The sequence below is a fragment of the Pseudomonas sp. SWRI111 genome (assembly GCF_014268555.1).
Classification (GTDB): Bacteria; Pseudomonadota; Gammaproteobacteria; order Pseudomonadales; family Pseudomonadaceae; genus Aquipseudomonas; species Aquipseudomonas hamedanensis.
Genome location: NZ_JABWQQ010000021.1, coordinates 22,065 through 35,866 on the forward strand (window position 1 = coordinate 22,065; position 13,802 = coordinate 35,866).

Sequence of the window (13,802 nt, forward strand, 5' to 3'; positions counted from 1 at the left end):
TCGCTGCGACGACTGGAAAACGTGAGCGGGCCGGAAATCACCCGGCCCGCTTTTTAACGTCGAATCAAAAGCGGTAACTGACAGAAGTGCCGAGTCCGCTCGCGCTGTTTTTGTATTGGGCGCTGTACGAACCTTTACCTGCCGAGGTGTGGTTGATGTCGACGCTCTCCTCCCAGAGATAGGAATACGCGACGTCGAGGGTGACGTTCTGCGCAGGCGTCCAGCCGGCGCCCAGGCTGAACACCTTGCGATCGCCGGTGGGAATACGCGGCCCACGATTGCTGTTGTTGGCAGGCGATTGATCAACCGAGAACCCGGCACGCAGGACCCATTGGTTGTTCAATTGATACGCCGCGCCGATGGCGTGAGCCCAGGTGTCATGCCAGTTCTGCTCTTCGCTGATCGTGCCCAACTGGCCGCTGAGCAATGGCGGCAAGCCGCTGTTTTCAATCGTCAGCTCTTTGAAGCGACTCCAGCGCGTCCAGGTGCTGCCGGCATACAGCGTCCAGTCGTTATTGAGTTGATGGGTGACCGAGAAGTCCACCGACTCAGGCGTGTCCACGTCCAGCGATGCGTCGTAGCTGCGGCCACTGACGCCCAGCACGTTGAAGATGCCATCGGTGAGTTTGGTTTTCGCATCGAGGTGGTAACTGACCTTGGAGTGATAGGTCAGGCCCAAACGCGTCTGCTCGGTGGCCTGCAGCATGATCCCAGCGTTAAAGCCCAACGCAGTATCGTCCCCGGTACTTTTGACTTTGCCGTCATTGCGCCCCGGACTCAGCGGATTGGCAACCATCCCCGACAGCTCACCGCTGATGCGGTTGATGGTCGGGCCAAAGCCGATCGACACTTTATCGTTGAAGGCATAGCTGATGGTCGGCTGGAACGTCAGCGTGGTGACTTCGCTTTTATTGGCGTAGTAACGGCCGGCGAAACCGCTGCCGTAGTCAGTGATCAAACCAAACGGCACGTAAAAGCCGACACCGAAGGCCCAATGTTCATCGATGGGCTTGACGTAATAGCCCATCGGCACGGTGGTCGTCGGCACCATGTCACCGTCTTCTTTCCCGCCGAACGTACTGCGGGTGTGGCTGATGTCGGACTTCGCGAACAGCGTTGCCTGCCCCACGCTCACCTGCTCTGTTTTAAGCCGTGCCATGCCCGCCGGGTTGCCGAAAACGGTACTGGCGTCTTCGGCCGAAGAAGACCGACCGGCAAAACCTGATCCCATCCCGCTGACGCTTTGCTCATTGAGTGCAAAACCGCCCGCCAGGACATTCGACGAAGCAAGCACGACAGCCAGCCCAACGGGGCGCTTGAGCATTGTTTTTTTCATTGTGTGGACTCTATGGGTGTCTCTGAAAGGGAACATCGAGCACTGCAGCGGCTCATGTTATCCGAGTGACCATATCAGTCAACAGTCACATTACCTGCAGTCGAATGCTTCCACGGTGCGGGTGCGTCGAGAACAGAAAATGGCGGGGGACGGCTGATCCGGGATCCGGATCAGCGGAGGATCAAGGCATCAAGCTGCGCAAGATGAGATTTGAGGTCAGCGTCGGTGCCACCTCGATGAAGTCCAGGTTGTGTTGCAGCAGCAGCGGGTTGACGAAGGGGCGCAGCGCCAGGTGGATCGACTCAACGGTTTCGTCCAGCGGCGTCTTGCGCTCGAACTCACCGGCCTCACGCCCTTCTCGCAGGATGTCAGTGATAAAGCGCTTGATCTGGGCATCGTAACGTTGAGCGCTGGGCCAATTCTCGCCGGCGGCAAACGCCGCGATGTCATAGAGCTTGCGGTCGTTGAAAAACAGGTCCACACCCGTGGCGATCACGGTTTTTACCAGTCGGCGGAAACGCTCGGTGGGCGTCAGGTTTTCCTCGTTGATCGCCTGCTCGACCGCCGCGACGATTTGCGCCAGACAGTTCGCGCAGATGGCTTCGCCGATCGCCTGTTTGGAATCGAAGAATTTGTAGATGTACGCCTTGGAAAAACCGATGGCCTTGGCCAAGTCAGAAACCGTGGTTTTGGCGTAGCCGTACTGGCTGAAATGCTCGTTGGCCGCCGCGACAATCTGATCACGAATGTCGTGATCGACGGGGCCACGCGGGCCGGGAAAGGATGAGGAAGCGGAGGTCTGATTCATCTGGGCAGCTTACTCACCCGACCGCAGACTGACAACGTGTGACTCCTTTTGAATATCACCAACTGTAGGAGTGAGCCTGCTCGCGATGACGCCCGCCCAAACAACACCAATCCCCCACCAAGAACGCTTGCATTAGCCAGCCTTACCGATCGCAGACAAACTGATACGAGAGCAGCCGTGCAGCAACATCCCCACGATGATCAACGCCCCTGCCCGCAACCAGGTCTCCCAACCCTGCTGACTGAGCAACACCAGACACGACACGATCGCGAGCACTGGAACAAGGGTCGGAACGCGAAAGTGATCCTCCTCAACCCTGTCGCGGCGAAGGACGAGCACCGCCACATTGGTACTCAGGAAAACGAACAGCAACAGCAACACTACGGTTTGCGCCAGCGTTGCCAAGGTACCTGTAAGCGTCAGGGCAATAGCCACCACGGTGGTTGCGACGATTGCAGCCCATGGGGTTTTTCGTTTAGGCAGAACCGCGCCCAAACCGCCTGGCAACAGCCCCAGGTTCGCCATCCCGTAAGTCAATCGACTGGCCATGATCATGGTTAACAGCGCACCGTTGGCGACAGCTATCAGGGCAATGAAGGAGAACAGCGCTGGCGGGATTTCGAGCGTCGATGCCCGGACAACTTCGAGCAAAGGCGCTGACGTGGACACCAGTTTCTCGGTAGACAACACCGAAGAGGCTGCCACGCCCACTGCCATGTAAACCACGCCAGCGGTCAGCAGAGCCGCGAACAAGGCACGAGGGTATACCTTGCGAACGTCCTTGATTTCCTCTGCCAGATTTGCAGAAGTTTCAAAGCCTACGAAGGAATAGAAGGCAAGCAAAGCCGCACCCAGCACGGCCAGCATCGGGCTCACGCCAGGCTTGAACGTGAGTGTTCGTCCCAGATCCGCCTCGCCTGTGCGGAAATACCAGACAGCGGCCACGATAACCAGAATCAACCCTGACAGTTCAATCACGGTCATCACCAGGTTTGCCCCGAGCGACTCCTTGATGCCTCGCGCGTTGAGCAGGCCAATAGCCAAAAGGAAAACCAGCGCTGCGATCTGCGGCGATACGTCAACGAAGGCGTTGAGGTAATCACCGGCAAACGCAAGCGATAAACCCGCCGCACTGGTGACCGCAGCAGACAGCATGCAAAAACCGACGAGGAAAGAAATGAGCGGTGACCTGAAAGCCTTTTCAGCGAAGACCGAAGCAGCGCCGGCGTGGGGATATTTGGTCACCAGCTCTGCGTAGGAGCCCGCCGTCAACATGGCGAAAACAAGTGCAATCAGCAGCGGCACCCATATGGCGCCTCCCACCTCCCCGGCAATCGTTCCGGCAAGTGCATACACGCCCGCGCCCAGGACATCGCCAAGAATAAACAGAAACAGCATCGGGAAAGTGATTGCCCGGCGCAGAGCGGTCTTATGGGTGGAAGCAGCCACGGTCATTCCTTGATTCAGGTGTAGTCGTCAGCTTCGGGGGGCGGAGCTGGAAGGTTGTCACCTCAAGCAATGGAAATGGCGTGTAACGCAAAGTTCAAAATCTGTTTCGAGGCGCGACCTTCCCAATCGACGAGCCCCCATGTAATGTAATTCACACTACAAATAATTTATCTGACTCTACATGACCAATTGGCTAGCTCTGATCCTCGGCTTACCCACCGCCAATGCCACTGAACGCATGCGAGCCTGGCGCGCATTGAAAGCTTCCGGGGCCGCGGTGCTGCGCGATGGCGCGTATTTGTTGCCGGACAATGGCCCCTGCCGTGAAGCCCTGACGTCGGTCGAGCGCGATATCCTCGCCATCAATGGCACGGCTTACATTCTGCCGGTCGTCGACCCCGCCGGCGAGCGCTTCGTCAAGTTGTTCGACCGCAGCGATGACTACGCAAAGCTCAGTGCGCAGATCGAAGAATGCCGCGGACAACTGAATGCTGAAAATGCGCTGGCAACCAGCAAACACATTCGCAAGCTGCGCAAAGCCTACGATCAGCTGGTCAGCATCGATTACTTCCCAGGCAAGCCCAGGCAGCAGATTGACTCGGCATTGCAGGAGCTGGAGACGGCGCTCAGTAGAGCCCTGTCGCCGGATGAGCCACACAGCAGCGACCAGCCAATAACCGCACTTGATCTCGCCGACTATCAAGGTCGTATCTGGGCAACCCGTAAACGTCCCTGGGTGGACCGGTTGGCCTGTGCCTGGTTAATTCGGCGCTTTATCGATGCCCACGCTCGGATCCTCTGGCTGAACACGCCACAGGAGTGTCCGGTCGATGCGCTGGGTTTTGACTTCGATGATGCGGCCTTCAGTCATGTCGGTAACCGCGTCACCTTCGAAACCCTTCAAGCCAGTTTTGCACTTCAACAACCAGGCTTAAGCCGAATTGCCGCATTGGTGCATTACCTTGATGTCGGGGGTATTCAGCCGATGGAAGCTGCCGGTATCGAACGGGTACTGTCCGGGCTGCGAGAAACCATTACCGACGACGATCAACTGCTGGCTGCCGCAAGCGCTCTCTTCGATGGGCTGCTCGCCGGGTTTGCCAAAGAGGAGCAACACAATGGATAAGGTCTCGCCACCGGCGGAGGAAGCAGATCTGTCGAGGCCTGAGCAGATCAGCCTGCGGGAGGCATTCTGGTTTTGGCTGAAGCTCGGCTTCATCAGTTTCGGAGGACCGGCAGGCCAGATCTCGATCATGCACCAGGAGCTGGTTGAGCGGCGGCGCTGGATTTCGGAACGCCGATTTTTGCATGCGCTGAATTACTGCATGTTGTTGCCTGGACCTGAGGCTCAGCAGCTGGCGACTTACATTGGTTGGCTGATGCATCGAACTTGGGGAGGCGTGATCGCCGGAGCGCTGTTTGTGCTGCCATCCTTGTTCATCTTGATCGCGCTTTCATGGATGTACATCGCGTTCGGCGACGTGCCTGTGGTGGCCGGGCTGTTTTATGGAATCAAGCCTGCCGTAACGGCCATTGTTGTGCAGGCCGCGCACAGGATCGGCTCTCGGGCACTAAAGAATAATTGGCTATGGGCGATAGCGGCGGCCTCATTTACGGCGATATTTGCCTTCAATGTCCCGTTCCCTCTGATTGTCTTGGGGGCCGCGCTGATTGGCTATTTCGGCGGGCGGCTGGCCCCTGAAAAATTCACGGCCGGGGGCCATGGCGCCTCCAAAAAATCCTTCGGCCCCGCCTTGATCGATGACGACACCCCCACCCCGGAACATGCGCGCTTCAGCGGGTTGAAACTGGCGTCACTGGCCGTGATCGGCGCTGTGTTGTGGGCGTTGCCGATGGGCGTTCTGACCGCACTCTTTGGCTGGGAAGGCACCTTGACCCAGATGAGCTGGTTTTTCACCAAGGCGGCACTGCTGACTTTCGGCGGGGCTTACGCCGTGCTGCCCTATGTCTACCAAGGCGCCGTCGGTCACTATGGCTGGCTCACCCCTACGCAGATGATCGACGGGCTTGCGCTGGGTGAAACCACGCCCGGGCCGCTGATCATGGTGGTGGCTTTCGTTGGTTTCGTCGGTGCGTATGTCTTGCAAGTGTTCGGCGCCGATCACGTATTTCTCGCGGGCGCTGTGGCTGCGGCCCTCGTGACGTGGTTCACCTTCTTGCCTTCGTTTCTGTTCATCCTGGCAGGCGGCCCGCTGGTGGAGTCGACCCACAATGAGCTCAAGTTCACCGCACCGCTTACCGCGATCACAGCCGCGGTCGTTGGGGTGATTCTCAATCTGGCGTGCTTCTTCGGCTATCACGTGCTTTGGCCGACAGGCTTCAGCGGTAACCTCGACTGGCCCTCTGCACTGATTGCCATTGCAGCGGCGATAGCTTTGTTCCGCTTCAAGCGCGGCGTCATTCAAGTGCTGTTTGCCTGTGCGCTTGCCGGTTTGGCAGTACATCTGCTGCGCTAGCGTTCACGCGCAGACGTCGGGCAACCGGCCCGGCGGAACACTGCACTGATCCCTTAAGACTAAAGGGACCCGCTCGTACAAAAGCCCAGCCTGACGCTGGGCTTTTGCCGTTTAGTGGCACTGGGAGTCGTTGGTCTGAAATCCGGGTTATGCATTCAGGCCGACCCAGCCATGGAAGCCGACATACAGCCCAACAGCAATGATCAGCACGCTGGACAGGTACGGAGCGCGGCGCGCCACGGTGCCCAGCCAGGGCCAGCGACTGGAAGCCTGTTTGGCACCAATCGCTGCGGCAGCGCCGACAGTGACCAAAGTAAGCGCCAGGCCGATGCTGAAACACAGGACGAGCATGCCGCCAAGCGCGACTTCTTTAACTTGCAGACACAGCAACAGAACGGTGATGGCCGCCGGACAAGGAATCAGGCCGCCGGTCAGCCCGAACATGACGATCTGGCCTGTGGTGACTTCGCGGTTGGTAAAACGTTTACGGATATCGTTGGCATGAGCACGCTCGTGCGCATCCTGATAGCCATCACTCGACAGCTCCAGACCTTCCAGTTCGGAATGCGCATGCCCGTGATCATGCTCCTGGAACGTCAGGTCGTAATCATGGGAGTGCCCAGCGTGCCCGAGGCTCAACCGAGCGCTGAACTCATGCGGCTCTGGAATATCTACCGTCGACGCTAGGAAGCCTTCGCGCTCCACGAAAGCGAACGATTGACTGCTACCGTCCGGCCGCGTCGTGATTACGTGCACATCCGAGGCTGCCCAGGCGTGCCCGCTCAACGTCCTCATGCGCCAGCGCGGTGGCATGCCTTCTTCGAAGATCGAGAGTTCAACACGGCCGTGGCCTGTATCGATCCGGTGAGTCTCATCGAGATGACCATGATCATGCTCTCCGTGGTGGTGATCACCCTGCTCGAACCTGAACATCTGTTCACCGCGCCAGGTCCGCCACAGCATCCACAGTGCAATGATGATGATCAATGCGGCAGACGCGAGCTGGAAGTAAGGCTCGGTGGTTTGCGCATCCAGCCCTTGGCCCAGGTACATGCCGCCAATGGCGACCAACCAGACCACCGCAGTGTGCGACAGTGTCGCGGCCAGCCCCAACAAAACAGCCTGTTTGACCGAGCCACGGATGGCCACGATGAACGCCGCCATCATGGTTTTCGAATGTCCCGGTTCCAGGCCATGCAAAGCACCCAGCAAGATAGCGCTGGGGAAATACAGCCAGGCGTTAGCCCCGCCTTGTTGCAGCAGTTGAGCGAAGTCGGGCATGTCGGACCTAGAGGTACTTGGTGATTTGTTTGAATGCTTCCAGCGGTGCGCGCTCGCCATTGCCTAGCGCCGAAACGGTGTCTTCGAGGCAGTGATCAATGTGGTCCTGGATAAGCGTGCGCTTGGCTTGGCAGATCGCTTTCTCAACGGCATGCAGTTGCTGGGCGATGTCTACGCACTCGCGACCCTCTTCGATCATGGTGATGATGCCGCGCAAATGGCCATCCGCTCGCTTGAGGCGCTTGATGATCGCCTCGTGGCTTTGGTGGGTGTGGGGATGGGCGTGGCTGTGTTCGTGGTCGTGCTCACTCATGACTTGAGCCCCAGGCGTCAGTGGATTACGCTGGCATCCTATCCCCCCAGGGGGGATCCGGTCAAACACGTCCAATCCGTGTAAAACGAGTTGAAACCCTAACACCATGTTCAGTAAAACACTGACAACGACAGTGGTAATCGCGCTGGCACTCGCCCTGTTTATGGCTTGGGCCGGGCATACCCATTCGTTGTCAGTGCCAAATCCCGCCAATGTCCGTGCGCAGCCGCCATGCGTCCTTTGCTGGTGGCATTCCGAACAGGCCGGCGTAGTCTCGACTGAACTGCGAAGGACTTTCATAACCGACCCGATAGCCAGCCTCTGCGGCATCGACCGCTTCGGTGACCATCAGCCGACGTGCTTCCTGAAGTCTCAACTGGTTACGAAACTTCAGCGGGCTCATCGAAGTGATCGCCTTGAAATGGGTGTGAAACGAAGAACGGCTCATCCCGGCGATATCGACGAGGTCCTCTATCCGGCACGCTTCGTTGTAATGGCTGCGTAGCCAGGCAATGGCCTTGGCGATCTGGTTCAAGCGGCTGTCTGTCTGCGCCAACTGCCTGATAATGCCGTTGCCGTTCTCGGTAAGAAGGCGATAAAGAATCTCGCGAATCACCAGCGGAGCGAGCGCTTCGATATCGCGTGGCCTGTCGAGCAGACCGGCGAGGCGAACCGCTGCATCCAGCAGTTCCGGAGTCGTATCGTTGAGCGCAATACCTGCCGGCGGCGCACTGACGCGCTCTTCTCTTAGCGGATGACGCAGCGCAAGTTCACTCAGCGAAGTCGTATCAAGATCGAGCGCCAGGCACAGATAAGGAGCGGTTTCACTCGCCTCGATGACCGAGCCCATCACCGGAAGGTCTACCGATGCAATCAGGTATTTGGCTGGATCGTAAACATAAGCGGTAGTACCCAACATCGCCTGTTTTCGTCCCTGAGCGACCAGGCAAAGTGTTGGCTCGTACACCACCGGCATAGGCATCGTGGGCCTAGCCGAGCGAATCAGGCTGACACCCGCAATCGTGGTGTTGTGAATGCCGTCACTTTGGGCGTGACGTCCGATGATATCGACAAGTTCTACCAGTGAATTCAAGAACAACTCCAAATCGTTGAAATGAAGATATTGCCTCGGATGATCAAGCAAGAAATCAGGACGATCCTGTAACAGCCCTCCTCCGCTCGTAGGTCACACTTCAGATGAGGTCGGCAGGTACTTGCCGGCCACTTCATGTCCCGGCAGACGATTCTTCGCCAATGCCCCGTATAGAACAACGGCGTGAGGGAACGCAACTACCGGCTCGTTCAGGTTAGCCACAACGGCCCATAAAAATGGGCAAGTTCTTCCGACAGATACAGGAGCATAGGAAATGACTTTTGTTCGACGCATCTTCACAGCGCTAACACTGGTACTCACGACATTAATTGGCGGACTGGCACCCGCCGTGGCCAGCGAACCGACGACGGAACGCAACCGCCAATTCATTGCGCAAGCGTTCAACCAGTGGGCTCAGGGCGGCCGGACGTTCTTCACAGATGTGCTGGCGCCCGAGGTGATCTGGACCATCAAGGGGACGAGTCCTTCGGCGGGTACTTATCGGGGCCGGGATGACTTCCTGAAACGGGCAGTCCAGCCCTTCGCAAAACGTCTTGCTTCACCCGTGCGCCCGACGGTGGCGGATATCTGGGCTGAAGGCGATGACGTGGTTGTGCACTGGGACGGCATCGCCACCGCAGCCGATGGCGCGCCTTATCGCAACAGCTACGTATGGATTATGCGCATGCGCAACTTGCGGGCAGTGGAAGTCATTGCTTTTCTCGACCTGGTGCCTTACGACGATGTTCTCAGGCGAATTCAGCTTGAAGCAGGCGATGGGGAATAAATAAGCCCGCGCTGATCGACTGGAGGATCTGCTCGCGAGACGCTGCAGGATATTACGTAGGGGGACATGTCGCCGAATGTCGGCTTTCGGCCAGAAGCAGCCGGTCGCGTCTGACCACTATCGAGCCAAACCTATCGGTCGCGGACAGCGAGTGCTTTGAGGAGAATTGCCCCGGCATTGACTACTCCAATTCAGCGTCTACAGTGATGGCTATACGATTTCACGGTAGGGACATCATGCAGATCGAGCGCGTTGAGATTCAAAATTTCAGACTGCTTCAGAACGTCGGCCTTGGCCTAGAAGACGGCACGACGCTGATCGTAGGGCGCAACAACTGCGGCAAAACCTCCATCGCTGAGGTGTTCCGCCGGCTCCTTTCAGACCGGACTCCCTCATTCAGGCTTGAGGATTTCTCCCTAGGGAGTCACGAAGATTTTTGGACGGCATTCAATGCGTTTCACGGGGGAACAGCTCGCTCCGACGTTGCTGCCATGCTTCCCGTTGTCAGGGTCACATTGGACATTTCCTATGAGATAGATGACCCAGACCTGGGGCCGCTCAGCGAATGCATAGTAGATCTAGATCCAGATTGTTCTTGCGCGCGCATCGTCTTGACGTATGGACCGCGCGCGACAGGCCTTGATTCGCTTTTCGCGGAAATGAATATCCCCGACGCTGAGCAGGAGGATCAACGTTCTAGCTTCTTCAGCCTGATCAAGAAACGTTTGGCGGCGGCCTACGAGCCCCGTCTGGAAGCGATTGACCCCAACGATCCTACGAACCGCAAGGACCTCGACCTAAAATCACTCACTACGTTAATCCGCGGCGGATTCATCAATGCGCAACGGGGCCTAGATGACGATACACACAGAGAGCGCGATGTTCTTGGGAAGGTGGTGGAGGTGCTGTTCCAATCGGCATTGACGGACCCCACAGATCCCGAGAAACGAACCACAGCCGAACAGCTTCATGGAGCGGTGGAGAAAATTCAAAAGGAATTGCATGACGGTTTCAACGCGGGACTGACTTCGCTGCTCCCTACGTTCGAGCTTTTCGGTTACCCAGGGCTAGATGACCCAGGCCTCACCACGGTGACGACCTTCGATGTCGAGCGCCTGCTCAAAGACCACACGCAAGTTAGATACCGGGGTGTAAACGGCCTGACCCTTCCCGAAAGCTACAATGGACTTGGCGTCCGCAACTTGGTGTACATACTTCTGCAATTGCTGAAATTCTTCAGGGAGTTCCAAGCTACGCCGGCAGCAGCAAGCGTACACCTCATCTTCATTGAAGAGCCTGAAGCTCATCTGCATCCGCAAATGCAGGAGGTCTTCATCCGACAATTGCATCTGATCAAGGGCGCGTTCGAGCAGCAACTGAATGACACCCGTCCTTGGCCAGTGCAGTTTGTGATTTCCACCCACTCTCCACACATGGCCAACGAAGCGCGCTTCGAGACCATGCGTTACTTTCTCTCGGTGATCGACGAAAACGGGATCCGGCAGTCCAAGATCAAAGATCTGAGGCAGGGTATGGGGGGGGCTCCCGCACCAGATAGAGATTTTTTGTATCAGTACCTGACGCTCACCCGCTGCGATCTTTTCTTTGCAGACAAAGCCATCTTGATCGAAGGGACATCAGAGCGCTTGCTGCTGCCAACCATGATTGCCAAAACTGACGCGGCGGCGGTCGGTGAGCCTCAGCTGGCAAGTCAGTATTTGACGGTTATGGAAGTTGGCGGCGCGTATGCACACCGGTTCCATGACCTGCTTACTTTCTTAGAACTGCGTACGCTGATCGTAACTGACATTGATTCCGTTAAGCCGAACGCAGATAGAAAACGAAAAGCTTGTGCTGTTGCAGAGGGGCTGTACACGAGCAATGCCTGCCTCAAAGACTGGTTTGAGGCCGAAGTCACTCCTGCTCAACTGCTGGCGAAAACACCAGCAGAGAAAACCAGGGGGTTAACGCGTCTCGCCTACCAAATTCCGGAAGGGGTTGAGCCAGGGCCCTCAGGCAGAAGCTTTGAGGACGCATTTATCCTGGCGAACCTGAATCGATTTGAGCTGGGGCAGGGTGATGTTGCATCCCTAGCTTACGAGCACGCAGCAGATCAGAAAAAGTCAGCCTTCGCATTGAACTACGCAATCGAGGATAAGAACTGGAGCGTACCTAAATACATTGCTGAGGGATTGCGTTGGCTCGCAGTTGGGGCGCCGGACGTCGATGCCCAAATGGCTGCTCGGGCCATGGCCGCAGTGGTTGAAGCTGCTGGCGAGGCAGTGGCCGCTGAAGGGGAGCAAGGCGATGCCTAACAATCACGAAAGCCCGGCGGACAGAGCCGGGCGGGAAGCGTTAGAGCGTATGTTTGCCTGTTTGGAAGAAGGTCAAAGCTTTCGCCTGGAAGCAGGTGCGGGAGCTGGCAAGACGTACTCACTGGAGAAGGCTTTGAGCCGATTGATTGAGCACAGAGGTCAGGCACTGATCCGGGAGCGTCAGCAAGTCGCGTGTATCACTTACACCAATGTGGCAAAAGACGAGATCATCTCTCGGTTCCAGGCGCACCCTGCGATCCGAGCCGAGACCGTGCATGGTTTCTGTTGGTCATTGCTCAGAGGTTTTCAAACATCACTGAGAGAATTCCTTGGTGCTGAAACTTTTTGGCGAGAGCGTCTTGAAACAGTTGGTGGCGTAGGCAATAGGCGCATCCATTACGAGATGGGTATTCCACGCGTATCCGAGGACGAGGTCTCGATTCGGCATGAAGATGTCCTGACCTTGATGGTTCAGGCGCTTCCGTCTCCGAAGTTCAGAGCCGTATTAACCTCCCGATATCCGATCCTGTTTGTCGACGAGTATCAGGACACGGATGAACACTTTGTCGGAGCACTGAAATCGTGGTTTCTAGATCGCGGTGAGGGGCCGATGATTGGTCTATTTGGTGACCATTGGCAAAAAATTTACGATGAGGGCTGCGGCCTGGTAGAGCATGAGGCACTCCAGCCGATCGAAAAAAATGCGAATTTTCGCTCAGCATCGCGGATTGTCGATGTGTTGAATCAGATGCGACCAGGTCTGCAGCAAGAAGTAAGAGATCCGGACTTGATCGGTGAAGCTCGGGTGTTCCATACCAATCGCTGGCCTGGAATAAGGCGCACAGGAGTCGGGGGGGGGGGGCACTGGACTGGCGACACCAGTCCTGAAGCAGCTCGTGCTTACTTCGAATGCTTGAAAGCTCAGCTAAACGTCGAAGGATGGGACCTCTCTCCCCAGAAGACCAAGATTCTGATTCTGAACCACAAGGGTATTGCTCGTGAGCAGGGGTACTCCTCGATCCCTCCAATTTTTGGACAGTTCAACGATCCGTGGCTGAAGAAGGAAGATCCGCACATCAAGTATCTTGCAGATCAGCTTGAGCCAGCATGTGCCGCATATCAACAACGTAGATACGGCGCCATGTTTGGGCACCTAGCAAGTGATCGACCAACGATTCAAAGGCACAGCGACAAAGTCGCTTGGACTGAGGCAATGGATACGCTCCTCGAACTGAGGTTGACGGGTAGCATCGGCGAGGTGATTGACCACATCATAGCCGTACCGCAGATGCAACTTCCCAATGCGGTGCTACGAAATGAGCAAGGGTTACAGGCCGCCGGTGTTGAACCAGGTGAGGACGAACCACGCAGGATTACCCAGCTTCGAAAGCTCAGGGACGTTCCTTACTCGGAGCTGATAGCGCTAGACCAATTCATTGATGGGCATACGCCGTTCGCGACAAAACACGGGGTAAAGGGAGCCGAATTCGAAAACGTGATTGTTGTACTGGGCCGCGGTTGGAACCAATATAATTTTGCTGAAATGCTCGAGTGGTTTCAGCCAGGGCCACCGGCGAACAGGCGTGAAAAATTCGAAAGCAATCGGAATCTCTTCTACGTTGCGTGCTCTCGTCCCAAGGTCCGTTTAGCTCTGCTTTTCACTCAACTGTTGAGCCAGGCAGCTCTAGCTCAGATCACCGCGTGGTTCGGCGCTGAGCATGTATTTGAGTTGCCTGCTGACCCTGAGTGAGAATTTTCGTGGTGCGCTCATGGTGTAGTCGGTGCATGTCAGACCCAAAAATGGATGCTGGAGGCTTATGTTTTAAAAATATCCAGCGTTACAGTTTGATCTCTTAGTCATGCGAAATGGGGATGGTTGTATTAATGGCGCATCAGAAATGCTGAGGGAAGTGGAATTGTTTAATGATTTATCGAAAAGAGCT

Annotated in this window: 11 protein-coding genes; 5 read left to right on the forward strand and 6 right to left on the reverse strand. The window is 56.6% G+C overall.

Annotated features, from left to right (window positions below; genetic code table 11):
- Positions 1–64: 64 nt before the first annotated feature.
- The 3 genes from HU755_RS21640 to HU755_RS21650 all read right to left on the reverse strand — a co-directional run bounded on the left by HU755_RS21640 (position 65) and on the right by HU755_RS21650 (position 3,599).
- Positions 65–1,336: an OmpP1/FadL family transporter gene (locus HU755_RS21640; RefSeq protein WP_186546463.1), complete on the reverse strand. Its 1,272-nt coding sequence runs from the start codon at positions 1,334–1,336 to the stop codon at positions 65–67.
- A 181-nt stretch (positions 1,337–1,517) separates the two neighbouring features.
- Positions 1,518–2,144 (reverse strand): TetR/AcrR family transcriptional regulator, encoded by a 627-nt coding sequence (locus HU755_RS21645; RefSeq protein WP_186636323.1) that lies wholly within the window; start codon positions 2,142–2,144, stop codon positions 1,518–1,520.
- Positions 2,145–2,276: 132 nt separating this feature from the next.
- Entirely contained in the window at positions 2,277–3,599 is a 1,323-nt protein-coding gene (locus HU755_RS21650; RefSeq protein WP_186636325.1) for an APC family permease, read from the reverse strand.
- Positions 3,600–3,774: 175 nt separating this feature from the next.
- On the opposite strand from HU755_RS21650, the gene HU755_RS21655 reads away from it, so the two are divergent.
- Both HU755_RS21655 and chrA read left to right on the forward strand, forming a co-directional pair.
- Complete coding sequence (locus HU755_RS21655; RefSeq protein WP_186636330.1) at positions 3,775–4,719, forward strand: chromate resistance protein ChrB domain-containing protein; 945 nt, start codon at positions 3,775–3,777, stop codon at positions 4,717–4,719.
- Entirely contained in the window at positions 4,712–6,070 is a 1,359-nt protein-coding gene (gene chrA, locus HU755_RS21660) for a chromate efflux transporter (RefSeq protein WP_186636333.1), read from the forward strand. Before HU755_RS21655 ends, chrA begins: the two co-directional genes overlap by 8 nt.
- Positions 6,071–6,217: 147 nt before the next feature.
- Here chrA and HU755_RS21665 read toward each other — a convergent pair whose 3' ends face one another.
- The 3 genes from HU755_RS21665 to HU755_RS21675 all read right to left on the reverse strand — a co-directional run bounded on the left by HU755_RS21665 (position 6,218) and on the right by HU755_RS21675 (position 8,757).
- Positions 6,218–7,351, reverse strand: a complete 1,134-nt coding sequence (locus tag HU755_RS21665) for a nickel/cobalt efflux transporter (RefSeq protein ID WP_186636336.1) — start codon at positions 7,349–7,351, stop codon at positions 6,218–6,220.
- Positions 7,352–7,358: 7 nt separating this feature from the next.
- Positions 7,359–7,664 carry a metal-sensing transcriptional repressor gene (locus HU755_RS21670; RefSeq protein ID WP_186546469.1) on the reverse strand — a complete coding sequence of 102 codons (306 nt, stop codon included), beginning with the start codon at positions 7,662–7,664 and terminating at the stop codon, positions 7,359–7,361.
- 193 nt (positions 7,665–7,857) lie between these two features.
- Positions 7,858–8,757 (reverse strand): AraC family transcriptional regulator, encoded by a 900-nt coding sequence (locus HU755_RS21675; RefSeq protein ID WP_186636339.1) that lies wholly within the window; start codon positions 8,755–8,757, stop codon positions 7,858–7,860.
- A gap of 274 nt (positions 8,758–9,031) precedes the next feature.
- On the opposite strand from HU755_RS21675, the gene HU755_RS21680 reads away from it, so the two are divergent.
- From HU755_RS21680 to HU755_RS21690, 3 genes are all read left to right on the forward strand, one after another.
- Positions 9,032–9,544: a nuclear transport factor 2 family protein gene (locus HU755_RS21680; RefSeq protein ID WP_186636342.1), complete on the forward strand. Its 513-nt coding sequence runs from the start codon at positions 9,032–9,034 to the stop codon at positions 9,542–9,544.
- 236 nt (positions 9,545–9,780) lie between these two features.
- Positions 9,781–11,859: an ATP-dependent endonuclease gene (locus HU755_RS21685; protein ID WP_186636344.1), complete on the forward strand. Its 2,079-nt coding sequence runs from the start codon at positions 9,781–9,783 to the stop codon at positions 11,857–11,859.
- Complete coding sequence (locus HU755_RS21690) at positions 11,852–13,609, forward strand: UvrD-helicase domain-containing protein (protein WP_186636347.1); 1,758 nt, start codon at positions 11,852–11,854, stop codon at positions 13,607–13,609. Before HU755_RS21685 ends, HU755_RS21690 begins: the two co-directional genes overlap by 8 nt.
- Positions 13,610–13,802: the final 193 nt, after the last annotated feature.